Source organism: Streptomyces antarcticus (genome assembly GCF_026627255.1).
Lineage (GTDB): Bacteria > Actinomycetota > Actinomycetes > Streptomycetales > Streptomycetaceae > Streptomyces > Streptomyces antarcticus.
The window spans coordinates 1-22,502 of record NZ_JAPNLM010000002.1; the positions used below are offsets into that span (position 1 = coordinate 1).

21 protein-coding genes and 1 tRNA gene are annotated in these 22,502 nt (G+C 72.6%); 15 read left to right on the forward strand and 7 right to left on the reverse strand.

The features are described 5' to 3' along the window. The 3 genes from OTB16_RS03770 to OTB16_RS03780 all read left to right on the forward strand — a co-directional run. The coding region (locus OTB16_RS03770) for an ATP-binding cassette domain-containing protein (RefSeq protein WP_267718413.1) at positions 1-992 on the forward strand (992 nt) is incomplete at its 5' end. Positions 993-1,081: 89 nt separating this feature from the next. Beyond that, a complete protein-coding gene (locus tag OTB16_RS03775; protein WP_267718785.1) occupies positions 1,082-1,867 on the forward strand; it encodes an ECF transporter S component in 786 nt (261 codons plus the stop codon). 385 nt (positions 1,868-2,252) lie between these two features. Beyond that, a complete protein-coding gene (locus tag OTB16_RS03780) occupies positions 2,253-2,657 on the forward strand; it encodes an aggregation-promoting factor C-terminal-like domain-containing protein (protein WP_420717611.1) in 405 nt (134 codons plus the stop codon). 295 nt (positions 2,658-2,952) lie between these two features. Here the strand turns inward: OTB16_RS03780 and OTB16_RS03785 are convergent, their stop codons facing one another. Further along, positions 2,953-4,122, reverse strand: coding sequence for a steroid 3-ketoacyl-CoA thiolase (locus OTB16_RS03785; protein WP_267718415.1), 1,170 nt, complete (start codon positions 4,120-4,122; stop codon positions 2,953-2,955). Between the two features lie 241 nt (positions 4,123-4,363). Here OTB16_RS03785 and OTB16_RS03790 point away from each other — a divergent pair, with 241 nt between their 5' ends. After that, a complete protein-coding gene (locus tag OTB16_RS03790) occupies positions 4,364-5,608 on the forward strand; it encodes a cytochrome P450 (protein WP_267718416.1) in 1,245 nt (414 codons plus the stop codon). Between the two features lie 120 nt (positions 5,609-5,728). Here OTB16_RS03790 and OTB16_RS03795 read toward each other — a convergent pair whose 3' ends face one another. Next, entirely contained in the window at positions 5,729-7,759 is a 2,031-nt protein-coding gene (locus OTB16_RS03795) for a bifunctional glycosyltransferase 87/phosphatase PAP2 family protein (protein WP_267718417.1), read from the reverse strand. Between the two features lie 247 nt (positions 7,760-8,006). Here OTB16_RS03795 and OTB16_RS03800 point away from each other — a divergent pair, with 247 nt between their 5' ends. Then, positions 8,007-8,348, forward strand: a complete 342-nt coding sequence (locus tag OTB16_RS03800) for an antibiotic biosynthesis monooxygenase family protein (protein ID WP_267718418.1) — start codon at positions 8,007-8,009, stop codon at positions 8,346-8,348. Between the two features lie 247 nt (positions 8,349-8,595). On the opposite strand, the gene OTB16_RS03805 is transcribed toward OTB16_RS03800, so the two are convergent. Beyond that, positions 8,596-8,991: a nuclear transport factor 2 family protein gene (locus OTB16_RS03805; RefSeq protein ID WP_267718419.1), complete on the reverse strand. Its 396-nt coding sequence runs from the start codon at positions 8,989-8,991 to the stop codon at positions 8,596-8,598. 105 nt (positions 8,992-9,096) lie between these two features. Here OTB16_RS03805 and OTB16_RS03810 point away from each other — a divergent pair, with 105 nt between their 5' ends. Next, positions 9,097-9,705, forward strand: coding sequence for a GNAT family N-acetyltransferase (locus OTB16_RS03810; RefSeq protein ID WP_267718420.1), 609 nt, complete (start codon positions 9,097-9,099; stop codon positions 9,703-9,705). Between the two features lie 88 nt (positions 9,706-9,793). Here the strand turns inward: OTB16_RS03810 and OTB16_RS03815 are convergent, their stop codons facing one another. Continuing rightward, positions 9,794-11,863 carry an MDR family MFS transporter gene (locus OTB16_RS03815; protein WP_267718421.1) on the reverse strand — a complete coding sequence of 690 codons (2,070 nt, stop codon included), beginning with the start codon at positions 11,861-11,863 and terminating at the stop codon, positions 9,794-9,796. Positions 11,864-12,069: 206 nt separating this feature from the next. Between OTB16_RS03815 and OTB16_RS03820 the strand changes: the two genes are divergently transcribed. From OTB16_RS03820 to OTB16_RS03845, 6 genes are all read left to right on the forward strand, one after another. Further along, a complete protein-coding gene (locus tag OTB16_RS03820) occupies positions 12,070-12,465 on the forward strand; it encodes a peptidoglycan-binding domain-containing protein (protein ID WP_267718422.1) in 396 nt (131 codons plus the stop codon). A gap of 250 nt (positions 12,466-12,715) precedes the next feature. Then, positions 12,716-13,408, forward strand: coding sequence for an HAD-IA family hydrolase (locus tag OTB16_RS03825; RefSeq protein WP_267718423.1), 693 nt, complete (start codon positions 12,716-12,718; stop codon positions 13,406-13,408). Between the two features lie 926 nt (positions 13,409-14,334). Beyond that, complete coding sequence (locus tag OTB16_RS03830) at positions 14,335-14,988, forward strand: HNH endonuclease family protein (protein WP_267718424.1); 654 nt, start codon at positions 14,335-14,337, stop codon at positions 14,986-14,988. A gap of 110 nt (positions 14,989-15,098) precedes the next feature. Beyond that, a complete protein-coding gene (locus OTB16_RS03835) occupies positions 15,099-16,772 on the forward strand; it encodes an alkaline phosphatase D family protein (protein WP_267718425.1) in 1,674 nt (557 codons plus the stop codon). 240 nt (positions 16,773-17,012) lie between these two features. After that, positions 17,013-17,663: a DedA family protein gene (locus OTB16_RS03840; RefSeq protein ID WP_267718426.1), complete on the forward strand. Its 651-nt coding sequence runs from the start codon at positions 17,013-17,015 to the stop codon at positions 17,661-17,663. A 185-nt stretch (positions 17,664-17,848) separates the two neighbouring features. Beyond that, complete coding sequence (locus OTB16_RS03845; protein ID WP_267718427.1) at positions 17,849-18,403, forward strand: hypothetical protein; 555 nt, start codon at positions 17,849-17,851, stop codon at positions 18,401-18,403. Positions 18,404-18,475: 72 nt separating this feature from the next. Here the strand turns inward: OTB16_RS03845 and OTB16_RS03850 are convergent, their stop codons facing one another. Both OTB16_RS03850 and OTB16_RS03855 read right to left on the reverse strand, forming a co-directional pair. Then, a complete protein-coding gene (locus tag OTB16_RS03850) occupies positions 18,476-18,700 on the reverse strand; it encodes a DUF2277 domain-containing protein (RefSeq protein WP_267718428.1) in 225 nt (74 codons plus the stop codon). A gap of 15 nt (positions 18,701-18,715) precedes the next feature. Next, positions 18,716-19,369 carry a TRADD-N-associated membrane domain-containing protein gene (locus OTB16_RS03855; RefSeq protein ID WP_267718429.1) on the reverse strand — a complete coding sequence of 218 codons (654 nt, stop codon included), beginning with the start codon at positions 19,367-19,369 and terminating at the stop codon, positions 18,716-18,718. A 148-nt stretch (positions 19,370-19,517) separates the two neighbouring features. Here OTB16_RS03855 and OTB16_RS39430 point away from each other — a divergent pair, with 148 nt between their 5' ends. Both OTB16_RS39430 and OTB16_RS03860 read left to right on the forward strand, forming a co-directional pair. Beyond that, positions 19,518-19,592, forward strand: coding sequence for a 50S ribosomal protein bL37 (locus OTB16_RS39430; RefSeq protein WP_383910068.1), 75 nt, complete (start codon positions 19,518-19,520; stop codon positions 19,590-19,592). Between the two features lie 156 nt (positions 19,593-19,748). Further along, positions 19,749-20,651: a nuclease-related domain-containing protein gene (locus OTB16_RS03860; RefSeq protein WP_267718430.1), complete on the forward strand. Its 903-nt coding sequence runs from the start codon at positions 19,749-19,751 to the stop codon at positions 20,649-20,651. Positions 20,652-20,842: 191 nt separating this feature from the next. Here OTB16_RS03860 and OTB16_RS03865 read toward each other — a convergent pair. Continuing rightward, positions 20,843-20,917 (reverse strand) — tRNA-Val (locus OTB16_RS03865). Positions 20,918-20,938: 21 nt separating this feature from the next. Between OTB16_RS03865 and OTB16_RS03870 the strand changes: the two genes are divergently transcribed. Next, positions 20,939-22,267, forward strand: coding sequence for a coiled-coil domain-containing protein (locus OTB16_RS03870; RefSeq protein ID WP_267718431.1), 1,329 nt, complete (start codon positions 20,939-20,941; stop codon positions 22,265-22,267). The last annotated feature ends 235 nt before the right edge of the window (positions 22,268-22,502 follow it).

Below are 22,502 nucleotides of genomic sequence, written 5' to 3' on the forward strand. Positions count from 1 at the left end.
ATCCAGCCCCGCCGGCGTTTGAGGCGCGGGGGTCCGGGGGCGGAGCACCCGACAGCGGAGCTCCCGGGCTGCTCGCGCGCCTGCTCCGGCGTACGGGCCCCACCACCGCAGCCCCCGGCCCAGGGACCGGAACAGGCCCGGCCGACGCCAGGAACCTCACCGTCCGGCGCGGCCGCGCGGAGGTCCTGCACGGCATCGACCTCGCCGTGGCCCCCGGCGAGGTCATCGCCCTCATGGGCCGCAACGGCGCCGGCAAGTCCACCCTCCTGTCCGCCCTCGTCGGCACCGTCGCCCCCGCCTCCGGTTCCGTCACCGTCGGCGGCCGCACCCCGCACCGCACCCCGCCGCCGGAGATGGTCCGGCGCGTGGGCCTCGTCCCTCAGGAGCCCCGCGACCTCCTGTACGCCGACACCGTCGCCGGCGAGTGCGCCGCCGCGGACTCCGACGCGGGCGCGGCCCCCGGGACCTGCCGGGACCTGGTCACGGCCCTGCTCCCGGACGTCGCCGACGACACGCACCCCCGGGACCTGTCCGAGGGCCAGCGCCTGGCCCTCGCCCTGGCCCTGGTGCTGACCGGCCGCCCCGCGCTGCTGCTCCTCGACGAGCCCACCCGCGGCCTGGACTACGCCGCCAAGGCCCGTCTGATCGAGATCCTGCGGGCCCTGGCGGCGGAGGGCCACGCGATCGTCCTGGCCACCCACGACGTGGAGCTCGCCGCCGAGCTGGTGCACCGGGTGGTCATCCTGGCCGGCGGCGAGATCGTCGCCGACGGGCCGACCGCCGAGGTCGTCGTGTCCTCCCCGGCCTTCGCCCCCCAGGTGGCCAAGATCCTGGCGCCGGGCCACTGGCTCACGGTGACCCAGGTGGCCCGGGCCCTCGGCGCCGACGGCCCCGCCACCCGGGACCCCGCCACGCAGACCCCCGCCACCCGGGCCCCCTCCCCCCGGGACTCCGCCACCCGGGACCCCCTCAACTCGGCGGAGGCCCCGTGAGCCGCCACCCCTCGGGCCACGCCTCAGGCCACCCCGGGGGCCGCGCCGCCGGCCGCGCGGCGGGCCGTACCGCGACCCGCCCCGTACGGATCGGCCCCCGGGCCGCGGCCGCGCTGGTCCTGGTCACCCTCATCGGCATCGCCGCCTTCGGCTGGCCGCTCCTCGCCGACCGGCAGTCCGGCCTCGCGCACTCGCAGGACGCCCCGTGGCTCTTCGCCGTGCTGCTGCCCCTGCTGGTCGCCGTGGTCGTCGCGACCATCGCGGACAACGGCATGGACGCCAAGGCGGTGGCGATGCTCGGCGTGCTCGCGGCCGTCGGGGCGGCTCTGAGACCGCTGGGCGCGGGGACCGCCGGCCTGGAGCCCATGTTCTTCCTGATGGTGCTCAGCGGCCGCGTCCTCGGGCCGGGCTTCGGGTTCGTCCTCGGCTCGGTGACCATGTTCGCGTCCGCGCTGCTGACCGGCGGGGTCGGGCCGTGGATGCCGTTCCAGATGCTGGCGCTGGGCTGGTTCTCGCTGGGCGCGGGACTGCTGCCCGGCCCCGAGCGCATCCGGGGCCGGGTGGAGCTGCTGATGCTGGCGGCGTACGGCTTCGTGGGCTCGTTCGCGTACGGCACGATCATGAACCTGCAGGGCTGGGTGATCCTTCAGGGCATGGGGCAGGGCATCTCCTTCCACCCCGGGGACCCGGTGGGGGCGAACCTGGCGCGCTTCGTCGCGTACTGCCTGGCGACCTCGCTGGGCTGGGACCTGGGCCGGGCCGCGCTGACCGTCGTACTGACGCTGACGCTGGGGGCCACGCTGCTGAAGGCGCTGCGGCGGGCGACTCGTAAAGCGGCGTTCGATGCCCCGGTTTCCTTCGATTCAGGGGTTTAGTCCCATTTGCACCACCCCCTGAAACGGGTACGGGCAGTCGCGCAGCGTGAGATTCAGGGCCATCGCCGGTGACCCGCCCCACAGGACCCAGGTCACATACGAGCCGGGATAGTAGCCCTTAAAGGCCCTTTATCGACCCCTATGGACGACCCCCCACCTGCACGGACGAGGGTCCCGCCCCCGGGGGGCCGATCCGCACCGACTGCGAGGGGCGCTAGTAAGTGGCCTCGTTGCCAGGGGGTCGGGGCGTCTGTAGAACTGGATGAGTCGCAAGGCGGCACGGGTGGTTCACCCGCCGCCGACGAACCCCTCTCCACCGCGTGAGTGGCTCACGCATGTCTCTGGCATGCCTGCGGCAGATCCTGTCCCCTGCGAAAGGCTTTCCGTGTCCAACACCGTCATCCGCCGCATCGCCGCTTCCAAGAAGACCTTCGTGGGCTCCGTTCTCGCCCTGGGTGTCGCCGGCTCGATGCTCGCCACGGTCCCCGCGCAGGCCGCCCCGATGAACGCCAAGGCGATCGCGCAGCAGATGATCAAGGACCCCGCGCAGTTCGCGGCGTTCAACAACATCGTGTCCCGCGAGAGCGGCTGGAACCACACCGCCACGAACTCCTCCTCGGGCGCCTACGGCCTGGTCCAGGCCCTGCCGGCCTCGAAGATGTCCTCCGCGGGCTCCGACTGGAAGACCAACCCGGCCACCCAGATCAAGTGGGGCCTGGACTACATGAACTCCCGCTACGGCAGCCCCGTCGGCGCCTGGAACTTCTGGCAGTCGCACCACTGGTACTAAGCCGAACCCGGCTTGGCATCCCCGTGGCAGCAGACACCGAAACAGCATCACCAGCACCACCCGTCCCTGCTCCCGCACCAGCGGTAGAAGCAGGAGTGAACGCGGCAGAACGCTCGACACGAGCAGCACCCACAGCCCGCTCGGCCCAAACAGCACGAGCAACACGAACTGTACGAACAGCACGAACAGCACGAGCTGTACTCATGAGAAGGCCCCGACGGCCGACCTCCCCAGGTCCGGCCACCGGGGCCTTCGTCTTTCCCATCCCACTGGGTTCAGTGCGCGCCCGCGGGGGTCACAGGCGCTGAATGATCGTGCCGGTCGCCAGCGCGCCTCCCGCGCACATGGTGATCAGCGCGAACTCCTTGTCGCGGCGCTCCAGCTCGTGCAGCGCCGTCGTGATCAGCCGGGCGCCGGTGGCGCCGACGGGGTGGCCGAGCGCGATGCCGCCGCCGTTGACGTTGACCTTCTCCAGGTCCTGGTCGAAGACCTGGGCCCAGCTGAGGACCACGGAGGCGAAGGCCTCATTGATCTCCACGAGGTCGATGTCCTTGAGCGACATCCCGGCCTTGCCGAGCACGGCGCGCGTCGCGTCGATCGGCCCGTCGAGGTGGAAGTGCGGGTCGGAGCCGACGAGCGTCTGGGCCACGATCCGGGCGCGCGGCCGCAGCTTGAGGGCGCGGGCCATCTTGCGCGAGGCCCACATCACGGCGGCGGCCCCGTCGGATATCTGCGAGGAGTTCCCGGCGGTGTGCACGGCGGTCGGCATGACCGGCTTGAGCCGGGCCAGCGCCTCCATGCTCGTGTCCCGCAGCCCCTCGTCCCGGTCGACCAGCCGCCACATGCCCTGCCCGGCGGCCTGCTCCTCCTCGGTCGTCGGCACCTGCACGGCGAACGTCTCGCGCTTGAAGCGCTCCTCCGCCCAGGCGGCCGCGGCCCGCTCCTGGGAGAGCACCCCCAGCCGGTCGACGTCCTCACGGCTCAGGCCGCGGTGGCGGGCGATCCGCTCGGCGGCCTCGAACTGGTTCGGGAGGTCGACGTTCCACTCGTCCGGGAAGGGCTTGCCCGGGCCGTGCTTGGAGCCCGATCCCAGCGGCACCCGGCTCATGGCCTCGACGCCGCAGGCGATGCCGATGTCCATGACGCCGCCGGAGATCATGTTGGCGACCATGTGGTTGGCCTGCTGGGAGCTGCCGCACTGACAGTCCACCGTGGTCGCGGCGGTCTCGTACGGGAGCCCCATGGCGAGCCAGGCGTTGCGGGCGGGGTTCATCGACTGCTCGCCGGCGTGGGTGACGGTGCCGCCGACGATCTGCTCGACGCAGTCGGGCTGGATTCCGGTCCGTGCCAGGAGTTCGCGGTAGGTCTCGCCGAGCAGGTAGGCGGGATGGAGGTTGGCGAGCGCGCCCCCGCGCTTGCCGATGGGGGTGCGTACGGCTTCGACGATGACGGGTTCCGCGGCCATGAGCTCGTCCTCTCCTGCACAGCGCCAGCGCGGCGGGCCGTCCCGGCGCCCCGCCCGAACTAGTACGCGTTCTAGTTCTCTCTGCAGTCTTATGACTAGGAGCCCCGCCACGCAAGGGTCTTGCACGCGGCCTGCACGGATTCCACACGCAACAGTTGGCGCGCCGACCCTTGTCACTTCTGGAACTCGTTACTACCTTCAAGCCAACATCTGATGGGCCGTCAGACTTTGGAGTCGCCCGATGTCCTGCCCCGCGCTGCCCGAAGGCTTCGACGCCACCGACCCCGACCTGCTCCAAAGCCGCGTTCCGCTCCCGGAGTTCGCCCAGCTGCGGCAGACGGCACCGGTGTGGTGGTGTCCGCAGCGGCGGGGGATCACCGGCTTCGACGACGAGGGCTACTGGGTCGTGACGCGGCACGCGGACGTCAAGTACGTGTCCACGCACCCCGAGCTGTACTCCTCGACCACCAACACGGCGATCATCCGCTTCAACGAGCACATCCCGCGTGATGCCATTGATGCCCAGCGCCTGATCATGCTGAACATGGATCCGCCGGAGCACACGCGCGTACGCCAGATCGTGCAGCGGGGCTTCACCCCGCGGGCCGTCCGCGGCCTGGAGGAGGCCCTGCGCGACCGCGCCCGGCAGATCGTCGAGGAGGCCGTGGCCGCTTCGGCCGACGGCAGCTTCGACTTCGTCACCCAGGTCGCGTGCGAGCTCCCGCTCCAGGCCATCGCCGAGCTGATCGGCGTACCGCAGGAGGACCGCTCCCGGATCTTCGACTGGTCGAACAAGATGATCGCCTACGACGATCCCGAGTACGCGATCACCGAAGAGGTCGGCGCCAACGCGGCCATGGAGCTCATCGGCTACGCCATGAACCTGTCCGCCGCCCGCAAGGAGTGCCCCGCCAAGGACATCGTCACGCAGCTGGTGGCGGCCGAGGGCCAGGGCAACCTGGGCTCCGACGAGTTCGGCTTCTTCGTGCTGCTGCTGGCCGTCGCGGGCAACGAGACCACGCGCAACGCCATCAGCCACGGCATGCACGCCTTCCTGACCCACCCCGAGCAGTGGGAGCTGTACAAGGCCACCCGCCCCTCGACGACGGCGGAGGAGATCGTGCGCTGGGCCACGCCGGTGGTGTCCTTCCAGCGCACCGCCACCCAGGACACCGAGTTGGGCGGGCAGAAGATCAAGGCGGGCGACCGGGTCGGGATGTTCTACTCCTCCGCGAACCACGACCCCGAGGTCTTCCGGAACCCGGAGCTCTTCGACATCACCCGCGACCCGAACCCCCACCTCGGCTTCGGCGGCGGCGGCCCGCACTTCTGCCTCGGCAAGTCCCTGGCGGTCATGGAGATCGACCTGATCTTCAACGCCCTGGCCGACGCTCTCCCAGACCTCCGCCTGACCGGCGAGAACCCGCGCCGCCTGCGCGCGGCCTGGCTGAACGGCATCAAGGAACTACGGGTAACCCGCGGCTGACCCCTACCACCGACCGCCCCCGCCCGCTTCCACCCCCGCCGGCGTTTGAGGCGCGGGGGTCCGGGGGCAGCGCCCCCGGGAACGGCGCCCCGCCGGCCGACGGCGGCGCCGCCCCGCCCCTCAGCGCCGCCGCGCAGCGACCGGCACTCCCAGCTCCGCCGCCCCGCGCGGCTTCGGCACGGACGCGCCCGCCGCCAAGGCGACCGCCCCGCGCGGCCCGGACAGCACGTACACGAGCCCGAATCCGGCGGCCACCACGACCGCCCCGCCCACCGCGTCCAGCACCCAGTGGTTCGCGGTGGCGACGATCGCGCACGCCGTGATCAGCGGGTGCAGCGCACCCAGCAGCTTCTGCCAGCCCTTCGGGGCCAGCACCACGATGACGATGCCGCACCACAGCGACCACCCGAAGTGCAGCGAGGGCATCGCCGCGTACTGGTTGGAGATCGCGGTCATGGCCCCGTACGACGGGTTCGCCAGGTCCTGCGGCCCGTGCACGGTGTCGATGAAGCCGAGCGCGGGCATCAGCCGCGGCGGCGCGAGCGGGTACAGCCAGAACCCCGCGAGCGCGAGCACGGTCGCCAGCCCCAGGGAGGCCCGCGCCCACCGGTAGTCGCCGGGCCGGCGCCAGTACAGCAGGCCGAGGATCGCCAGCGGGACGACGAAGTGGAAGGAGGTGTAGTAAAAGTTGAAGAACGCCTCCAGCCAGGGCGTGTTCACCACGGCGTGGTTCACGGCGTGCTCGATGTCGATGCCGAGCGCCTTCTCGATCCCGTGGATCTGGTCGGCGTTCCCCTCGGCGAGCGACCGGCTCGTCGGCGCGGCGGCGCGGATGTGCGAGTACAGCGAGTACCCGACCCGTATCAGCAGCAGCTCCAGCAGCAGGTTCGGCCGGGAGAGCACCCTGCGCCAGAACGGCAGCAGCGGCACCCACGACCACCGGGCGGCCGCCGGACGCCCGTACGCGGTCGGTACGGGTGCGCTCCAGTGCGGCGCCGTACGCGGCAGGAACGGTACGGCGCAGGCCGCGGCCAGCGCGGCGAGCAGCAGCACGTTGTCCCGTACGGGGGCCAGGGCGGCCAGGTTCGGCAGCAGCACATCGCTCGGCAGCGTCAGGGCGAGGACCACGGCCACGGGCCACACGGGCCGGTCCGCCGCACGCGTGCCGACCTTGCCGGCGACGGCGAGCAGTACCCACAGCAGCTGGTGGCGCCAGCCGACCGGGGACACGGCGACGGCCACGCACCCGGTGATGGCGACCGCGAGCAGCAGCTGCCCGTCGCGGGCGTAGCGGACCGCGCGGCGCAGCCCGATCCAGACGACCACGGCGGCGAGGACGGCGTACAGCGCGATCTCGGCGGGGCCGGTGAGTCCGAGGCGCAGCAGCGCGCCGTGCACGGACTGGTTCGCGAGGCCGTCGGGGGCGCCGCCGAGGCCGGTGCCGGCGAGGTGCTGGGACCAGTACGTCCACGAGTCGCGCGGCAGGGCCGCCCAGGACAGCGCGGTGGCGCCGGCGAAGGTCACGGCGGCGGCGCGGGCGGCGGGCCTGCGCCCGGAGAGCCACAGCAGCGCGGCGAAGAGCAGCAGCGCCGGCTGGAGCGCGGCGGCGAGCCCGATCAGGAGCCCGGCGGGCCGGTCGGCGGGTACCCGGAAGACGGCCAGCAGCACCAGCAGCACCGGCAGGACGGCGGTCTGGCCGGGAGACGCGGCCTCGCGGACGGGCAGCGAGACCATCATCAGCGCGGTCAGCACGGGCGCGGCCAGCACCGCGGTGCGCCGCGGCACAGGGTCGGGCAGAGCGCGCGCGGCGACGAGCCCGATGGCGGCGACGAACAGCAGTGTCACGCAGGTCCAGGCGACCTCCAGCGACGGTGCGGCGAAGCCGGTCAGCGGCTTGAGGACCAGTCCCCCAAAGGGGGTTCCGGTGAACTGGCCGGCTCCGGCCTCGTAGAGGGAGCCGGGCAGACTGCCGGGGAGATGGAACCCGCTCAGCCAGTCTCCGGGGGGCACGCGCAGTACCGCGGCGGCCTGTCTGACGGCGAGCGCGCCCGCCAGCGCCCACAGCAGGAGGCGGGCCGCCCCGAGTCTGCCGCTACCGCCTATGTCCCCGGCATGTCCGTTCGCACCACTGTGCTCCGCCGCGTTCGCCACGCCTCGCCGGCCTCCCGCCCTGTTGACCGCAACCCCGACTTCGCCTGGCTGCCGCGCTTCATACCGCGTTTGATTACCGGACGACGATATCCCCCACGGGAGGCCCCGGACGGCCCGCCCGGACAGCCCGAAGATCGACAACGCCCGGAGACGTCTTCACGGCGCTTCGACGGACCGGTGTAGGAGACTGCAGGCACGTCGTCGAGGCCTGGTCCGAGGCCCGGCCTGTGTTCCTGAGAGGTGTCATGTGCCTAGCGTGGTAAAGATCAACGCACTCACCGTCCCGACCGAGCAGCGGGAGGTGCTGGAGAAGCGCTTCGCCTCGCGGGCGGGCACCGTGGAGAACTCGGACGGCTTCGAGTGGTTCGAGCTGCTGCGCCCCGTGGAGGGCACCGACCAGTACCTCGTCTACACGCGGTGGCGTTCGGAGGAGGACTTCCAGGCGTGGATGGAGGGGCCGATGAAGGCCGCTCACCAGGGCGGGGGCGGCGGCGAGGGCGGCGGCGAGCGTCCGAAGCCCGCGGCCTCGGGTTCGTCGGTGTGGTCGTTCGAGGTCGTGCAGCAGGCGGCGCCGAAGCAGCAGGCCTGACGTCCAGGCCCCGGGCCCGTCCGCGTACACGTACACGTAGCGGAGCCCGGGGCACGGGGCACGGGGCATGCGGCGGCCCGGGCCCGGGGCACGGACCTCGGGCCGCCGGGCGGGACCTCGGGCACGCGGCCGGACCCGGGCGTGTGGCCGACCTCGGGCGCGGTACCACGACCGGCGCAGAACCGGCCGCCGATACCCGGACGGACGGACGGACAGACGGACGCGTTCAGGTCCGGTCCGGCACCGGTCAGCTCCAGAAGGCGTCGATCTCGTCGATGTCCTCGGTGCACTCGTCGATGTCGGTGATCTTGTGGCCGATGACCGTGAAGAAGAGGCCGCCGCGGATCTCGATGCCGCGGTCCCCGCGGTCGCCGCGGGACGTGTGGAACGTCATCACGTGCCCGCGACCGTCGGCGAGGACCGTCTCCAGGTGGACCTGGAAGGTCCCGTTCGTCTCCTGGCCGAGCCGCCGGTAGAGGTCGAGGACGGCTTCGCGCCCCTTGTGGTGCCCGGACAGCGGGCTGCTGCCGGGCACGTGGTGGATGACGTCGGCCGTCATCAGCGTGCTCAGCGTCTCCATGTCGCCCCTGCCGAACGCCTCGTAACCGCGGCGGATCAGGGCACAGTCCGGATGCTCCGACATGACGGTTCACACCCTCCACGTGCGCGGATTCTCTTGTTCCTATCATCGGTCCGGGGCTGTGGATATTCCACGCGGGAGTTCCGGCGCGAACCCCACAATGGCCGCATGAACACTTACAGCGAGCAGCGTGTACAGAGCGCGAGGGCCGTGCCCCCCGCCGGCACCGGGGCGCGCCGTACCGGCGGCACGATCGCGCCCGGCGCGGGCTTGCCGCGGTCCGGTTCGTGGACCGTGGTGCCCGAGCACGTCACGACACCGGATGCCGTCGTCCTGCGCCGCGCGTACTACGCGGAGGTCGCCGGGCGTTACTGGAACCGGCAGGTCACCGCGTCCGAGATCGACCAGGGGCTCCTTGAGTTCCCGGACGACGGCCTGGTGGCGCCGGCGGGCGGGTTCGTCGTCGGCCGGTGGGCCGGCGAGCCCCTGGCGTGCGGGGGGATACGCAGGCTCGACCCCGTCACCGCCGAGCTCACCAAGGTGTACGTCGACCCGCGCGCCCGCGGAACCGGAGGCGGGGCGGCCTTGCTCGCGGCCCTGGAGGCACAGGGCCGCGAGATGGGCGTCGAGCGCGTCCGGCTGGACACCCGGTCGGACCTCGTGGAAGCCCGGGCGCTGTACGCGCGGCACGGGTATGCGGAGATACCGGCGTACAACTCCGGCCCGTATGCGGAGCACTGGTTCGAGAAGAGCCTGCTGGCGACCCCCTCGGCCTGAACGTCCCGCCCTTGGCACCGGCCTTCCCCGCGCCGCCGGCGGACGGCGTGGCCGATGCGCGGCGGGGCCGGGAAGCGGCACGGCGCGGCTAGGGAGCGGCGTGGTCGCGCCGCGGGGCGGCGTCGTACGGCTCCTCGGCGTCGGAACCGCAGAGCTCCGCATTGATCTCGCGGACCAGTGCGATCAGGTCGGTCGGGCGGTCCGGACCCCACCAGTCGCCGAGGAGTTCGGCGAGGGACTCCTCCCGGGCCGCGGACAGTTTCGCCGCGCTCTCCCGGCCCGCGTCGGTCAGGACGAGCGGCAGCCCGTCCCGTACGGCGAGGCCGCGCCCCTCGACCTGGCGGGCGGCGTCCGTGATGACCTTCAGTGGCACGTTCGTACGTTCGGCGAGCTGGGCGGGGTCGGCGAAGCCGTACTTGTTGATCCGCAGCAGCAGCCAGCTCGAGGCGGGCAGCAGGTCGTAGCCGGCCTTCTCGGTGATCTTCTCGTACACGTGGCGCCGGCCCTCCCGGGTACCGAGCACCGACAGCGCGCGGGCGACCTCGTCGCGGGATGAGCGCTGGACGGGGTTGGAGGCCAGGGTTTCGGTCACGTCGGGCGCGGTGACCGAGCCGCGGAGCGTGTCCTCCTTGAGGAACCAGGCGACGACGAAGGCGATGAGGACGATCGGCACCGCGTAGAGGAAGACGTCGGTGATGGCGGTGGAGTAGGCGTCGAGCACGCGCGGTTGCAGCTCGGCGGGAAGCGCGGAGATGGAGCGGGGGTCGGCTTCCAGCTGGGCCGGGCCGACTCCGGGCGGCAGGGTGACCCCGGCGAAGGCCGAGGTGAGTTCGTCGTCGAGCTGGTTGGTGAAGACCGTGCCGAAGATCGCGACGCCGAAGGAGGCGCCGATGGAGCGGAAGAAGGTGGCACCGGAGGTGGCGACGCCGAGGTCGGCGTAGCTGACGGCGTTCTGCACCACCAGGACGAGCACCTGCATGACCAGGCCGAGTCCGGCGCCGAAGACGAAGAAGTAGACGCTCATCTCCCAGGTGGAACTGGTGCGGTGGAGCTGGTGCAGGAGGAGCAGGCCGACGGCGGTGACAGCGGTGCCGGCGATCGGGAAGACCTTCCACCGGCCGGTGCGGCTGACGATCTGGCCGGAGGCGGTCGAGGAGATCAGCATGCCGAGCACCATCGGCAGCATGTGGACACCGGACATGGTCGGTGACACGCCCTGGACGACCTGGAGGAAGGTCGGCAGGTAGACCATCGCGCCGAACATCGCGAATCCGATGACGAAGCTGATCACCGAGCAGAGCGTGAAGGTGCGGACGCGGAACAGTCCGAGCGGCAGGACGGGTTCGGCGGCCCTGCGCTCCACGAAGACGAAGACGAGGAGGAGGACGGCGCCGAGGACGGCGAGACCGATGATCCGTGCGGAGCCCCAGCCCCACGTGCCGCCGAGCGATGCGACGAGCACGAGACAGGTGGCGACGCAGGCGATGAGGAAGGTGCCCAGGTAGTCGATGGTGTGCTTCGAGGAGCGCGCCGGGATGTGCAGGGAGGCGGCGATGACGACGAGCGCGACGAGCCCGATGGGGAGGTTGATGTAGAAGACCCAACGCCACGACAAGTGGTCCACGAACAGACCGCCCAGCAGCGGGCCCAGCACGCTGGTCGCGCCGAAGACGCCACCGAAGAGGCCCTGGTACTTGCCGCGTTCACGAGGCGGGACGATGTCACCGACGATCGCCATCGACAGCACCATCAGACCGCCGCCACCCAGGCCCTGCAGGGCGCGGAACCCGATGAGCTGGGGCATGTTCTGGGCGATACCGCACAGGGCCGACCCGATCAGGAAGAGGACGATGGCGTACTGGAAGAGCTTCTTGCGCCCGTACTGGTCGCCGAGCTTCCCCCACAGCGGCGTGGCCGCGGTGGAGGCGAGCATGTAGGCGGTGACGACCCAGGACAGATGGGCCATGCCGCCGAGGTCGCTGACGATGGTCGGCAGGGCGGTGGAGACGATGGTCTGGTCGAGCGCCGCGATCAGCAGGCCCAGCAGCAACGCGCCGATGGAGACGAGCACCTCGCGGGAGGCGTGCTCGGCGGCGGGGCCGGACACCTGCGGGCCGGAACCGGAGTCCGCGGCCTTCTTGGTCACATCCTGCGCCATCGATTCCTCCTCAGGCCGGATCAACATATCCATCCTGAGCGGTGTGTCCGGTTATGGCCTCTCGGGCCGGTGGGGAGGGGCCTTGACGGGTCTGCATAATCGCAGGCAATGGCCAGGGAGGGATTCCAGTGAGCGGTAAACACTGTCCGGACTGCGGCGCATCCGGCGCCGGCTGCGGGTGTGCGCCGGGTGCGGGTATCGACCCCATGCCCCTGCGCATCCGTCCGTACGTGACGATGCCCGACCTCGGCGCACCGGACGCCCCGGCGTCCCCGCCGCCCGTACCGCCGATACCGCGCGTGGCGGCGCCGCCGTCCGCACCCCCGGTACCGGGTGTGGCGTCACCGAGCCCGAGCCGCTCCCCCAGCCCCAAGCCCTCGGCGCCGGTGCAGGGCCCGACCCTGCGGTTCGGGGACTCGGGCGCGGACGTGGAGAAGCTGCAGCGGCTGCTGGCCGATCAGGGCCTGTACCGCGGCAGGATCAACGGCCAGTTCGATTCGAGGGTGGAACGGGCGGTGTCGACGTTCCAGTTCGAGAACGGCATCGACGACGAGGAATGGGGCGTCTACGGTCCCGTGACCCGGCGCGCCTTGGAGGGTTAGGGGCGCCGTCGAAGTCGTTCCTTACGCCCGTGGGGGCGGGGAGCGAGTGTGACGCCCCCGGGCCGAACCCGGGCCGAACCCGGGGCGGAAGAGGCGGCCTGGTACTGGAGGGACGGGGGTCACACCTCCTGCGGTGGCGCGAACCGCCCCACGTTTTGTATCGTGTAGGAACAAAGTGGTTCCGCCCTCACTCCCTGACCGGTGGGCGGAACCACTTGTTCTCTTTTCCCGCCCGTCTGGAGCCCCGCCGATGCCGGCCAGCACCGCCGCCACCACCGCACCCGTCGTCCTCACCGCCAAGGCCCTGCTCCTGGACATGGACGGCACCATCGTCAACTCCGATGCGGTGGTCGAGCGCTGTTGGCGCGACTGGGCTGTCTCCCACGGCCTGGACCCGCAGGAAGCCCTCAAGGTGGTCCACGGCCGTCAGGGCTACGCCACCATGGCCGCACTGCTCCCGGACCGCCCGATGGAGGTCAACCGCGCCGAGAACGCGGTGATGCTCGCCCGCGAGACCGCCGACACCGACGGCGTGGTCCCGGTCGCGGGCGCCCCGGAGTTCATGGCCGCCCTCGACGGCCTGGCGCACGCCCTCGTCACCTCTGCCGACGCGGCCCTGGCCACGGCCCGGATGACCGCCGCCGCCCTGCCGATGCCCGACGTACGGGTCACCGCCGAGTCCGTCGAGTCCAGCAAGCCCCACCCCGAGGGCTTCCTGAAGGGCGCCGCCGCCCTGGGCGTGGACCCGGCCGACTGCATTGTCTTCGAGGACTCCGCTGCGGGCATCGCGGCAGGTCAGGCGGCAGGCATGCGCGTGATCGGCGTGGGCCCGCGCGCGGCCGCCCACGCACCCACGGTCCACGTCCCGGACCTGACGACCTTGCGCGTCACATCGACTCCGGACGGCTCGATCCTCGTGTCGGTGTCGGTGCCGGAGGCGTAGACGGTTCAGGGGGGCGGCTGAACGGGGGCCCACACCGGCCGGAAGCGCGAGGTGCTGGGGGGTTCCCGTCAGTCTCATCGTCTCTCCGGTTCGGGCCGGCCCCTCAAAAGAACGGCACCGGGCGAGAGATGCCCCCTGGGTCCAGCCAGAGAGGGACGGCCCGCTCCCGCACGCACCAGATCGCTACACGCTGCGCCCGGCATAGCGACTGCGGTCCGCCTGGGGCTGGGCACAGGCCGCATGAGATCGCCACGCACTCCTCTCTGCACAGCGACTGCGATCCGTCCGGGGCTGGGCATGGACCGCCCACGAAGCACAGTGGCCGACCGCTGTCGCCCGGGGTCGACCAGGGCAACCTGAGGCGGGTGCGAGCGCTCTCCCCGGCTGCCACACACATCCTGCAGCTCGGCGAGTTCCGTTCGAACGCCGCCAAATGACGTCAGCCGCCCACCGATTGGTGGGCGGCTGACGTCTTCTGGTGCCAGGAGTGCCCGGCGGACGGTCCGCCCGCGATCGCCCCGCACAGCGGGAAGACGGCCCGGAGGCCTTGAGGCGCCCTGACCTCCCCACCCCCATCGCTCTTCTTCAAGCCGGTACGGGAGCAGCGCGAGTACGCCTTCGGCGGCAACGACCGGCGAGGGGCGCCTTGTCGGGGAGTTGGGCGAGGGCGACGGCTGGGTGACGCCGGGGGGGGGTCCGGAATGGGCTCTTGACCCAGAACGCCCGGCGGGCCTCGCGTCATGGCGGCCGCCAACAGTTCGGAATCTCAACTTCCGCTTAAATAAGGGGCCTTGCACGCCTTGATGTGACGTGCTCATGTCGTCAGGCTGTCATCTGGCGCCCACCTCCGCGCAACCCGGCGCCGCAAACATGGCCACGCCCCACCGGGGCCTCACGGCCGTACCCCCCGCACCCAGGGAGCCCTCATGGCACTCAGCTCTGTTGTCTACGCGCGTCGAATCGGCGTGCTCGCCTCGGCCGCCGCGCTCGCGGCCCTGACTTCCCTCGTCAGCGCGCCCGCCGCCCAGGCCGCCCCGCCCACCCCCATCAGCGCCTCGGCCGCCCGCTCCTACCTCGCGACGGTCACGCCCAAAGCCGAGGGTTCCACCAGCGGTTACAGCCGTGACCTCTTCCCGCACTGGAGCACCGTCTCGGGCACCTGCAACACCCGCGAGACCGTCCTCAAGCGGGACGGAGTGAACGTCGTCCAGGACTCCGCCTGCGCCGCCGTGAGCGGCAGCTGGTACTCCGAGTACGACGGGGCCACCTGGACCGCGGCCTCCGACATCGACATCGACCACATGGTCCCGCTCGCCGAGGCCTGGCGCTCCGGCGCCAACTCCTGGACCACCTCCAAGCGCCAGCAGTTCGCCAACGACCTCACCCGCCCCCAGCTCATAGCGGTCACCGACAACGTCAACCAGGCCAAGGGCGACCTCGACCCCGGCAAGTGGCTGCCGTCGCGCACCGCCTACCGCTGTACGTACGCGCGGATGTGGGTCCAGGTGAAGCAGCACTGGGCCCTGAGCATGGACTCCGGGGAGAAGACGGCCCTGGTCAACGTCCTCAACGGCTGCTGACCCACCCGCCGGACGGTCCCCGCACCCGATCTATCCCCCGCCAGGGGGAGGCGTGGCTCCCCTTCCCCGTCGTACCGTGATCAAAGGGGATACGAAGGAGGGGGAGTCACATGGCCGGACTGCGTCTGGGGCCGCTGCTGCGCCACGTCGACTGGGACACGGGCGGTTCGGCCACGATATGGGTCGAGGCCGACCGCCCGTGCACGGCCGAGGTGCGGTGCGCCGACGGGGCGGGAGGCCGTGCGCGCACCTTCCAGGTGGCGGGGCACCACTACGCGCTGGTGCCGGTGACCGGCCTGACGCCGGGGGCCACGACGGCGTACGAGGTGCTGCTCGACGGGGCGCGGGTGTGGCCGCTGCCCGACAGCTCCTTCCCGCCGAGCACGATCAGCACCCCGGCGGTGGCGGGCCCTGGCCGGTCCGCGCCCGGGCCCGGACTGCGGGTCACGTTCGGCTCCTGCAGACAGGCCGCGCCGCCGGCCGGCGGGCTGCGCGGGCCGCACGGCGCGGACGCGCTCGACACGCTCGCGGCGCGGCTGGCCGCCGACCCGGAGGCGGTGCGTCCGGACGTTCTGCTGCTGCTGGGCGACCAGGTGTACGCCGACGCCCTGTCCCGGGAGACCCGCGCGTGGATCGCGGCCCGGCGGGACCTGCGGGAGGCCCCGGGCGCGCAGGTCGCGGACTACGAGGAGTACACCCGGCTCTACTACGAGTCCTGGCTGGATCCGGAGATCCGCTGGCTCCTGTCGACCGTTCCGAGCCTGCACATATTCGACGACCACGACGTCATCGACGACTGGAACACGAGCGAGGCGTGGGTCGAGGAGATGCGGGCGACCCCGTGGTGGCGGGAGCGGATCCTCAGCGGGCTGATGTCGTACTGGGTGTACCAGCACCTGGGCAATCTCTCGCCGGCCGAGCTGGAGCGGGACGGGCTGTATGCCGAGATATGCGCCACCCCGGACGGTACGGAGCCACTGCGGGCCTTCGCGGCCTCGGCGGACAACGATCCGGCGACGGTGCGCTGGAGCTATCGGCGGGACTTCGGGCGGACGCGGCTGCTGATGGTCGACACCCGGGCGGCGCGGGTCCTGGCCGAGGACGGGCGGGCGATGCTCGATCCGACCGAGCACCAGTGGCTGCGGGACAACGCGCTCGCGGGGCACGGGGGGTACGACCACCTGCTGATCGGTTCCTCGCTGCCGTGGCTGATGCCTCCGCTGATCCACGACGCGGAGACGTGGAACGCAGCGCTGTGCCGCGGGGTGCGGGGGCCGCGTTGGGCGCGGATCGGGGAGAATCTGCGCCGGCGCAGCGATCTTGAGCATTGGGCGGCGTTCCCGGCCTCGTTCGCGGCGCTGACCGACCTGATCGAGGAGGTGGGGACGGGGCCGCGGGCGCCGGCGACGGTGTGCGTGCTGTCGGGCGACGTGCACCATGCGTATGTGGCCGAGCCCCGTATACCCAGTACGGCGCGGCTGTTCCAGTTGACGTGCTCGCCGGTGCACAACTCCATCCACACGGCGGTGAAGCTGGGGTTTCGGCTGGGCTGGTCGCGGATGGGGCGGTGGCTGGGGCGCGGCTTCTCCCGGCACGGGCGGACGGGGCGGCCGCCGGTGACCTGGCGGCGTACGGGTGGTCCGTGGTTCGGGAATCAGCTGATGACGCTGGCGCTGGCCGGGCGGACGGCGCGGCTCCGGCTGGACCAGGCGCACAGGAATCGCAAGGGCGCCCGGCTGGTGACGGTGCTGGACCGGGAGCTGACCGGGGCGGAGACGGCGTAGAGGTGTCGGGTCGGGGGGTGGGCGCGGCTTTCGGCGCGGTTCGGTGTCGAGGGGGGAGGCGCACGGGCGGGCGGTGCGGTGGGGCAGGTCCACCGGGCCGGGGGCTTGGGGGCGGCCCCGGGCGTCCGGGGGGTGGGCGCCCGGCGTACCCTGTAGGGCTGTCAAGCCGCTCCTGCCGCTCCCCCGCGACGTCGCGGCGCTTCATGCCGCTGCACGTCAACCGGACTGGGGAGTCCCGCCTTGTTTGAGACTCTGGGGTCGCTGACCGCGAGCCCATGGATCTACGCCGTGGTGGCGGTGTCCGTCGTGCTCGACGTCTTCCTGCCGGTGCTCCCGAGCGGGGTGCTGGTGATCACCGCGGCCGCGGCCGCCGCGGCGGCCGGTGCGGCGGGTCCGGTGCCCGTGGCGGTGCCGGTGACCGCCGAGGTGCCCGACATCCTGGCCCTGCTCGTGATCGCCACGGCCTCTTCGGTGCTGGGTGACATGGCCGCGTTCCGGCTGGCCCGGCGCGGTGGGGCCCGGCTGGACCGGGCCATCGCCCGCTCCCGTCGGCTGACCCGGGCGCAGGACCGCCTGGGGACGGCGCTGGCCCGGGGCGGCGGCGCCCTGGTGGTGATCGCCCGCTTCGCTCCGGCGGGCCGCTCGGTGGTGTCGCTGGGCGCGGGCAAGACGCACCGCAAGGTGATGGAGTTCCTGCCCTGGTCGGTGCTGGCGGGCATGGCCTGGGCGGGGTACAGCGTGGCGCTGGGCTACTTCGGTACGCAGTGGCTCGGTACCCAGTGGCTGGGTACCGCGGTCTCCCTCGTCGCGCTCTTCGCCGGCGGCGCCCTGGCCGCGTACCTCGTGCGCCGCCCGTACACGGCGAGGACCGCGGCGGCCCCGGCGGCGTAGCGGGCCGCGATCGGCTCGTCCGGGTGAATCGGCTCCCCCGGGCGGAGCAGTGCGTCACCCGTTCACCCGGCCCCGATCGCCGCCCCGGGGTCCGGCTCCTAGCGTGCAGAGCACGGTGCGCAACCGAATCCGCGTCACATCCGTGCCCTGGCCGCGCCGTTTCGAGGAGCCGAGGAGTTCTCTCCATGCCCGCCACGCCGCACGCCACGCCGCAGTCCGAGCCCGCCCAGCACTCCGCGTACGCCGGGTGCTCCGCCCACTCCGCCCCGCGCCGTCTGCTGGCCGTCGCGGCCGTGACGCTGGCCGTCGCCGCCGCGACCCCGGCCGCCGTCGCCTACGCCGCGCCCTCCGCCAGCGTCTCCCCGAGCACCGTTGCCCCGGGCGGCCGGGTGGGGCTCAACGTCGAGGGCTGCGGCACCAAGACCGGCCGGGCCACGTCCAGCGCGTTCGGCGAGGTGCAGCTGACCCCCGGCAACCTGGAGGCGACGAACCTCTTCGGCAACGCCACCGTCCACCGCAACGCCGGCGCGGGCACCCACCGCGTCACCTTCGAGTGCGGCGGCGCCGGCGGTCAGCGCGTCACCGCCAACCTGTACGTGTCCCCGGGCGCCGCACGCGGCGGCGAGGGCGGCAGCATCGGCTCGATGAGCCCGGCGCAGATCGCCATGGGCGGCGCCCTGGTCGTGGGCGCACTCGGCGCGGGCGTGTGGGTGATCCGGCGCCGCGCGGCCTCGGTCTGACGGCCGCCGGGCCCGGCACAGCCCCGGAAGCGGGACCCGCTCCGGGGCGCCCGGGCGGGAAGAGCCGGGCGGTTACGCGGCGGCGGTCCGCCCCCGTACGTGCACCCCGTCCAGCAGCACCCGCGTGGCCTCGGCGACGGCTTCCACGGCCTCGTCGAACACCTCACGGTTGTGTGCGGCCGGTGCGCGGAAGCCGGACACCTTCCGTACGTACTGCAGTGCTGCGGCGCGGATCTCCTCGTCGGTGGCCTTCTCGGGGATGGCGGGCGGGCGCAGGGTCTTAATGGAACGGCACATATCTCCACTATCCCGCTAGCGCGGCAGCTCGGCCCCGGAAAGTTTGAGGATCAGGCCGGCCTGGAGCCGGGCGCGCAGTTCCGGGTCGGCGACCTCGTCGAGGAGACCGATGGCCTGCTGGGTGGACTCGGCGGCCCGCCGGTCGTCGCGCAGGGCGGTGGTCTGATCGGTCATGTGCTTGAGTGCGATGTCGGCCCGGCGGTGGAAGAGCTGTCCGGCGAGTGTGGTGACCAGGCCCACGGAGCTGGTGACGATCCCCAGGTAGAGCTCGCCGCCGTTCTCGGCCTTCCACACGGCCAGCCCGACCCCGGACAGCAGCACCGCCGCTCCGGCCGCCGCGAAGCTCTGGCTGGTGGCGAAACTGCTGCGGGCCTGGGTCAGTCCGTAGGCGTAGTACTCGACGAGGAGGGGCGTGAACTCGTCCCTCCGGTCGCCCAGTTGCCCGCCGGAGTCGTGCGGCAGGCCGCCGACGTCGTGGAACGTGGGGTGGCCCGGCCCGGCGGCGGCTGTCCCGGCGGCGGGCGCGGCGAGCCGCGCGAGCAGCCGGTCCCGTTCCTCGGCGCGTCTACGCTCGAAGGAGGCACCCGCGGCCCGTCGCAACAGCACCAGCAACGCCGAGGCCGCGAGACCGGCCACGACCACCCCGCCCCACGCGAGCCACTCGCCCATCTCCCGACGATCCCACGCGCGGGCCGCGCGGCCAAGGCCCCTACGGGCAGCGCCCAGGCGGGGTTCCGCCGGCGCTGATGCGGGTGTGGCAGGCGGAATCTAGACTGGCGGAGTCGTGAAGGATCCCGGATTGAGGGAGATGCGCATCATGGCGAAGCGAGGCAACAAGCGGCGCGCCCGCAGGAAGAACAAGGCGAACCACGGCAAGCGCCCCAACGCCTGACCCACCCCTGACGCGAAGGCCCCCGCGCACACCCGACCGGGGGCCTGCGCGACGCCCGGCCCGTGACCTCCCTGCTCCTCGCCGGCGGGGAGGTCGTCTTGTGGGGGCGCGATCCGGCTGTTCCCATGGTCCCGGGTCGACATGTCAGGGGGCGGCGTGGCTGAGCTGAAGGTGTCTCGTTGGCGGAAGTCCGGTCATGACCGGCTGTACGTGAACCTGCCGGGCGGATCCGCCGTCGCCTGGGCCGACTGCCGCACCGGCCGGGTGACGGTCCTCGTCGAAGCGCACCGCCGGGCGGCCACGGCCCTCCTCGAGGCGTACCTGGCGGACCTCCCCGAACCCGCGGCCCCGCTTCCCGGCCCGCCCCCGAGGGCCAGGCCCGTACGGGCAAAGCCCCCGGCTCCCCCGGCTCCCCCGGCGACGAGGCGGCTCCCGCCGCTGAGCGCGCCCGACGACCTCGCGCTGAACCGGCCGGGCTCCGGGATCCAGGAGATGCTCCGCTCGAAGGGACCGGGGCGCGTCAGGCGCGCCCTGGACCGTGTGCTCCGCAGGGAGACCGAGTGGGACCCCTGGTTCAAGGGGCTGGCCGGCGAGCGCATCGTGGGCGCCGAACTCGACCGCCTCACCGCCCGGGGATGGAGGGTGCTGCACTCGATCCCCCTCACCCGCGGCGGCGACATAGACCACCTGCTCGTCGGCCCCGGCGGGGTCTTCACGGTCAACACAAAGAACTTCCGGGGGAGGTCGGTGTGGATCGGAGACGACGTGGTCAAGGTCGACCACGGTCCCCCGCACCCCTACCCGGCCAAGAGCCGCGCCGAGGCGAAGCACGCCCGCGGCATCCTCGAACGGCACTGTCCCTTCCCGGTGGAGGTGGAGCCGGTCCTCGTGTTCGTGGGCGCCCGGGACCTCCCCAAGGAGACGACCCAGCTCCAGGTCCGCGTGTACCGGGAGCGCGAAGTCGCGGCCCTCGGCCCGCTCACCGGCCGCCTCGCACCGGAACAGATAGACCTCGTCTACGCGGTGGCCCGCCACCGCAAAGCCTGGCTCACCACCTGACCCGAACGGCACCCGCCCGTGGACTCCGCCCGTCGACTCCGCCCGTCGACTCGCACGTGGGAGGATCCACCCGTCAGCTCCCAAGTCGCGTTGTCCGCCCGGCGGATCGCAGACCGTTCCCGACCGCTCCCGCGGGTGTCAGATCTGGATGCAAAAGGCCCCCCGCCATGATCGGCGGGGGGCCTTCGTGCTGGTGGGCGCGGACGGTTTCGAACCGCCGACATCTGCTTTGTAAGAGCAGCGCTCTACCCCTGAGCTACGCACCCGTGAATGAGTGGACAGCCTACATGGCGGGCACACCCCCCACGCAAACCCGTTCCGGTGGGGGAGAATGGACCGGGGCAAGGCGGACGCGGTACGGGAGAGGGATTGTGACGACGGCATCCCGGCGTTGGTTCGGTGGGCGGGACGAGAGTCAGCGGGCGGATGCGCAGGCGGCCAAGGACGCCGCCGCCGCGGCCTTCTACGAGCTGGACACCGCGCAGCGGGACCTGCGGATCTCGGTGGAGACGATCGCCGCCGCGGACGGTTCGCCCGCCGCGCGGCACGTCGGCGAGGGGTTCGCCGCGCTCGGGCGGCGGATCGACGAGGTCAGCCACGTGTACATCGAGGCGGTCGACGCGCACGACCTGGACCGGCCCGAGCTGGAGGCCTCGGTCGCCGCGCAGGCGACCCGGGAGCTGACCCTGGCCCGCGAGGAGCTCGTACGGGTCAGGGCGGAGCTGGACCGGTTCGAGCAGGGGCTGCGGCCGTTGCTGGACAAGGCGGAGACGCAGCTGGCCCGGGTGGCCCCGGCCCGGGAGCGGGCCAAGGCGGCGCTGTTGGCGGCCAGTGACGCGCTGGACGCCGTACGGGCCAAAGGCATGCGGGCGGACGAGCTGGCGGCGCGGCTCGCGGCACTGGGCCCCGAGCTGACGATGCTGAACCAGGGGGCCGCGCTCCACGGCGTGCAGGCGACGGTGCAGCGCGCCGACCGCATCCTCCGGGACGCAGAGGGCGTGCGCGCCGAGGCGGCCCGGCTGCCGGAGCGGGCCGCCGAGATCGACCGGCGGCTGGTGAGCCTGCGGACGCGGGCGCAGGCGCTGCGCAACCGGGCGGACCGGGTGGACCCGGTGCTCAGCGAGCTGCGCCGACGCTTCAGCGCGGCCTGCTGGCAGGACCTCCAACAGGTACCGGACCAGGCCGTACGGGACGTGGCGCAGGCGGAGGACCGGCTGGCGGAGGCGGGCCGGGCGCGCGACGAGCAGCGCTGGGCGGACGTGGGGGCGTCGATCGAGGCGGTCCGGGCTTCGCTGGACGCGGTGGACGAGGCGGTGTCGGCGGCACAGGACCGGTTGACGCGGCTCGAGGCGGTGGCGCGCGATCCGCGGGCGGAGGTGGACCGTACGCGGTTCGCCATCCGGGACGCGCAGCGGCTGGCGATGGCGGGCCGGAGCGTGCCCGATCCGCGGCACGCGCGGCCGCTGGACGAGTCGGTGGCACGGGTGGAGCGGGCAGTGGCGGGGCTTGAGGAACGGCACCCGGACTACTGGGCGTTCCTCCAGGAGATGGAGGCCGTGCGGGTCTCGGTGAACCGGGTGGTCTCCGAGATACGGGAGGACCTCGGACACGGCTGAGCCGACGGGCCGACGGCCGACGGGCGAGAGCGACGGGCCCACGGCCGACGAGCCGACGGCCGACGGCCGACGAGCGAGTGAGCGGTTGGGTGGGCGGGCTGCTCGGTGGGCACGGGGGCGGTGTCCGGCCTGGAGGGCCTGTCCGGCCGGCGGCCCGTACCGGCTTCGGCAGACCAGCCCCGCAGACCGGCCCCACCGCACAGCCCCGATCGGCGGGTACGGGCCCCTCACGCCC

Bases quoted from the DNA above. Each gene is read 5' to 3' on its own strand.
- OTB16_RS03825 (WP_267718423.1), top strand. From the start codon at position 12,716: ATGCCGGCCAGCACCGCCGCCACCACCGCACCCGTCGTCCTCACCGCC.
- OTB16_RS03790 (WP_267718416.1), top strand. From the start codon at position 4,364: ATGTCCTGCCCCGCGCTGCCCGAAGGCTTCGACGCCACCGACCCCGAC.
- OTB16_RS03785 (WP_267718415.1), bottom strand. From the start codon at position 4,122: ATGGCCGCGGAACCCGTCATCGTCGAAGCCGTACGCACCCCCATCGGC.
- OTB16_RS03835 (WP_267718425.1), top strand. From the start codon at position 15,099: ATGGCCGGACTGCGTCTGGGGCCGCTGCTGCGCCACGTCGACTGGGAC.
- OTB16_RS03810 (WP_267718420.1), top strand. From the start codon at position 9,097: ATGAACACTTACAGCGAGCAGCGTGTACAGAGCGCGAGGGCCGTGCCC.
- OTB16_RS03855 (WP_267718429.1), bottom strand. From the start codon at position 19,369: ATGGGCGAGTGGCTCGCGTGGGGCGGGGTGGTCGTGGCCGGTCTCGCG.
- OTB16_RS03870 (WP_267718431.1), top strand. From the start codon at position 20,939: ATGGCGGGCACACCCCCCACGCAAACCCGTTCCGGTGGGGGAGAATGG.
- OTB16_RS03850 (WP_267718428.1), bottom strand. From the start codon at position 18,700: ATGTGCCGTTCCATTAAGACCCTGCGCCCGCCCGCCATCCCCGAGAAG.
- OTB16_RS03830 (WP_267718424.1), top strand. From the start codon at position 14,335: ATGGCACTCAGCTCTGTTGTCTACGCGCGTCGAATCGGCGTGCTCGCC.
- OTB16_RS03805 (WP_267718419.1), bottom strand. From the start codon at position 8,991: ATGTCGGAGCATCCGGACTGTGCCCTGATCCGCCGCGGTTACGAGGCG.
- OTB16_RS03815 (WP_267718421.1), bottom strand. From the start codon at position 11,863: ATGGCGCAGGATGTGACCAAGAAGGCCGCGGACTCCGGTTCCGGCCCG.
- OTB16_RS03820 (WP_267718422.1), top strand. From the start codon at position 12,070: ATGCCCCTGCGCATCCGTCCGTACGTGACGATGCCCGACCTCGGCGCA.
- OTB16_RS03845 (WP_267718427.1), top strand. From the start codon at position 17,849: ATGCCCGCCACGCCGCACGCCACGCCGCAGTCCGAGCCCGCCCAGCAC.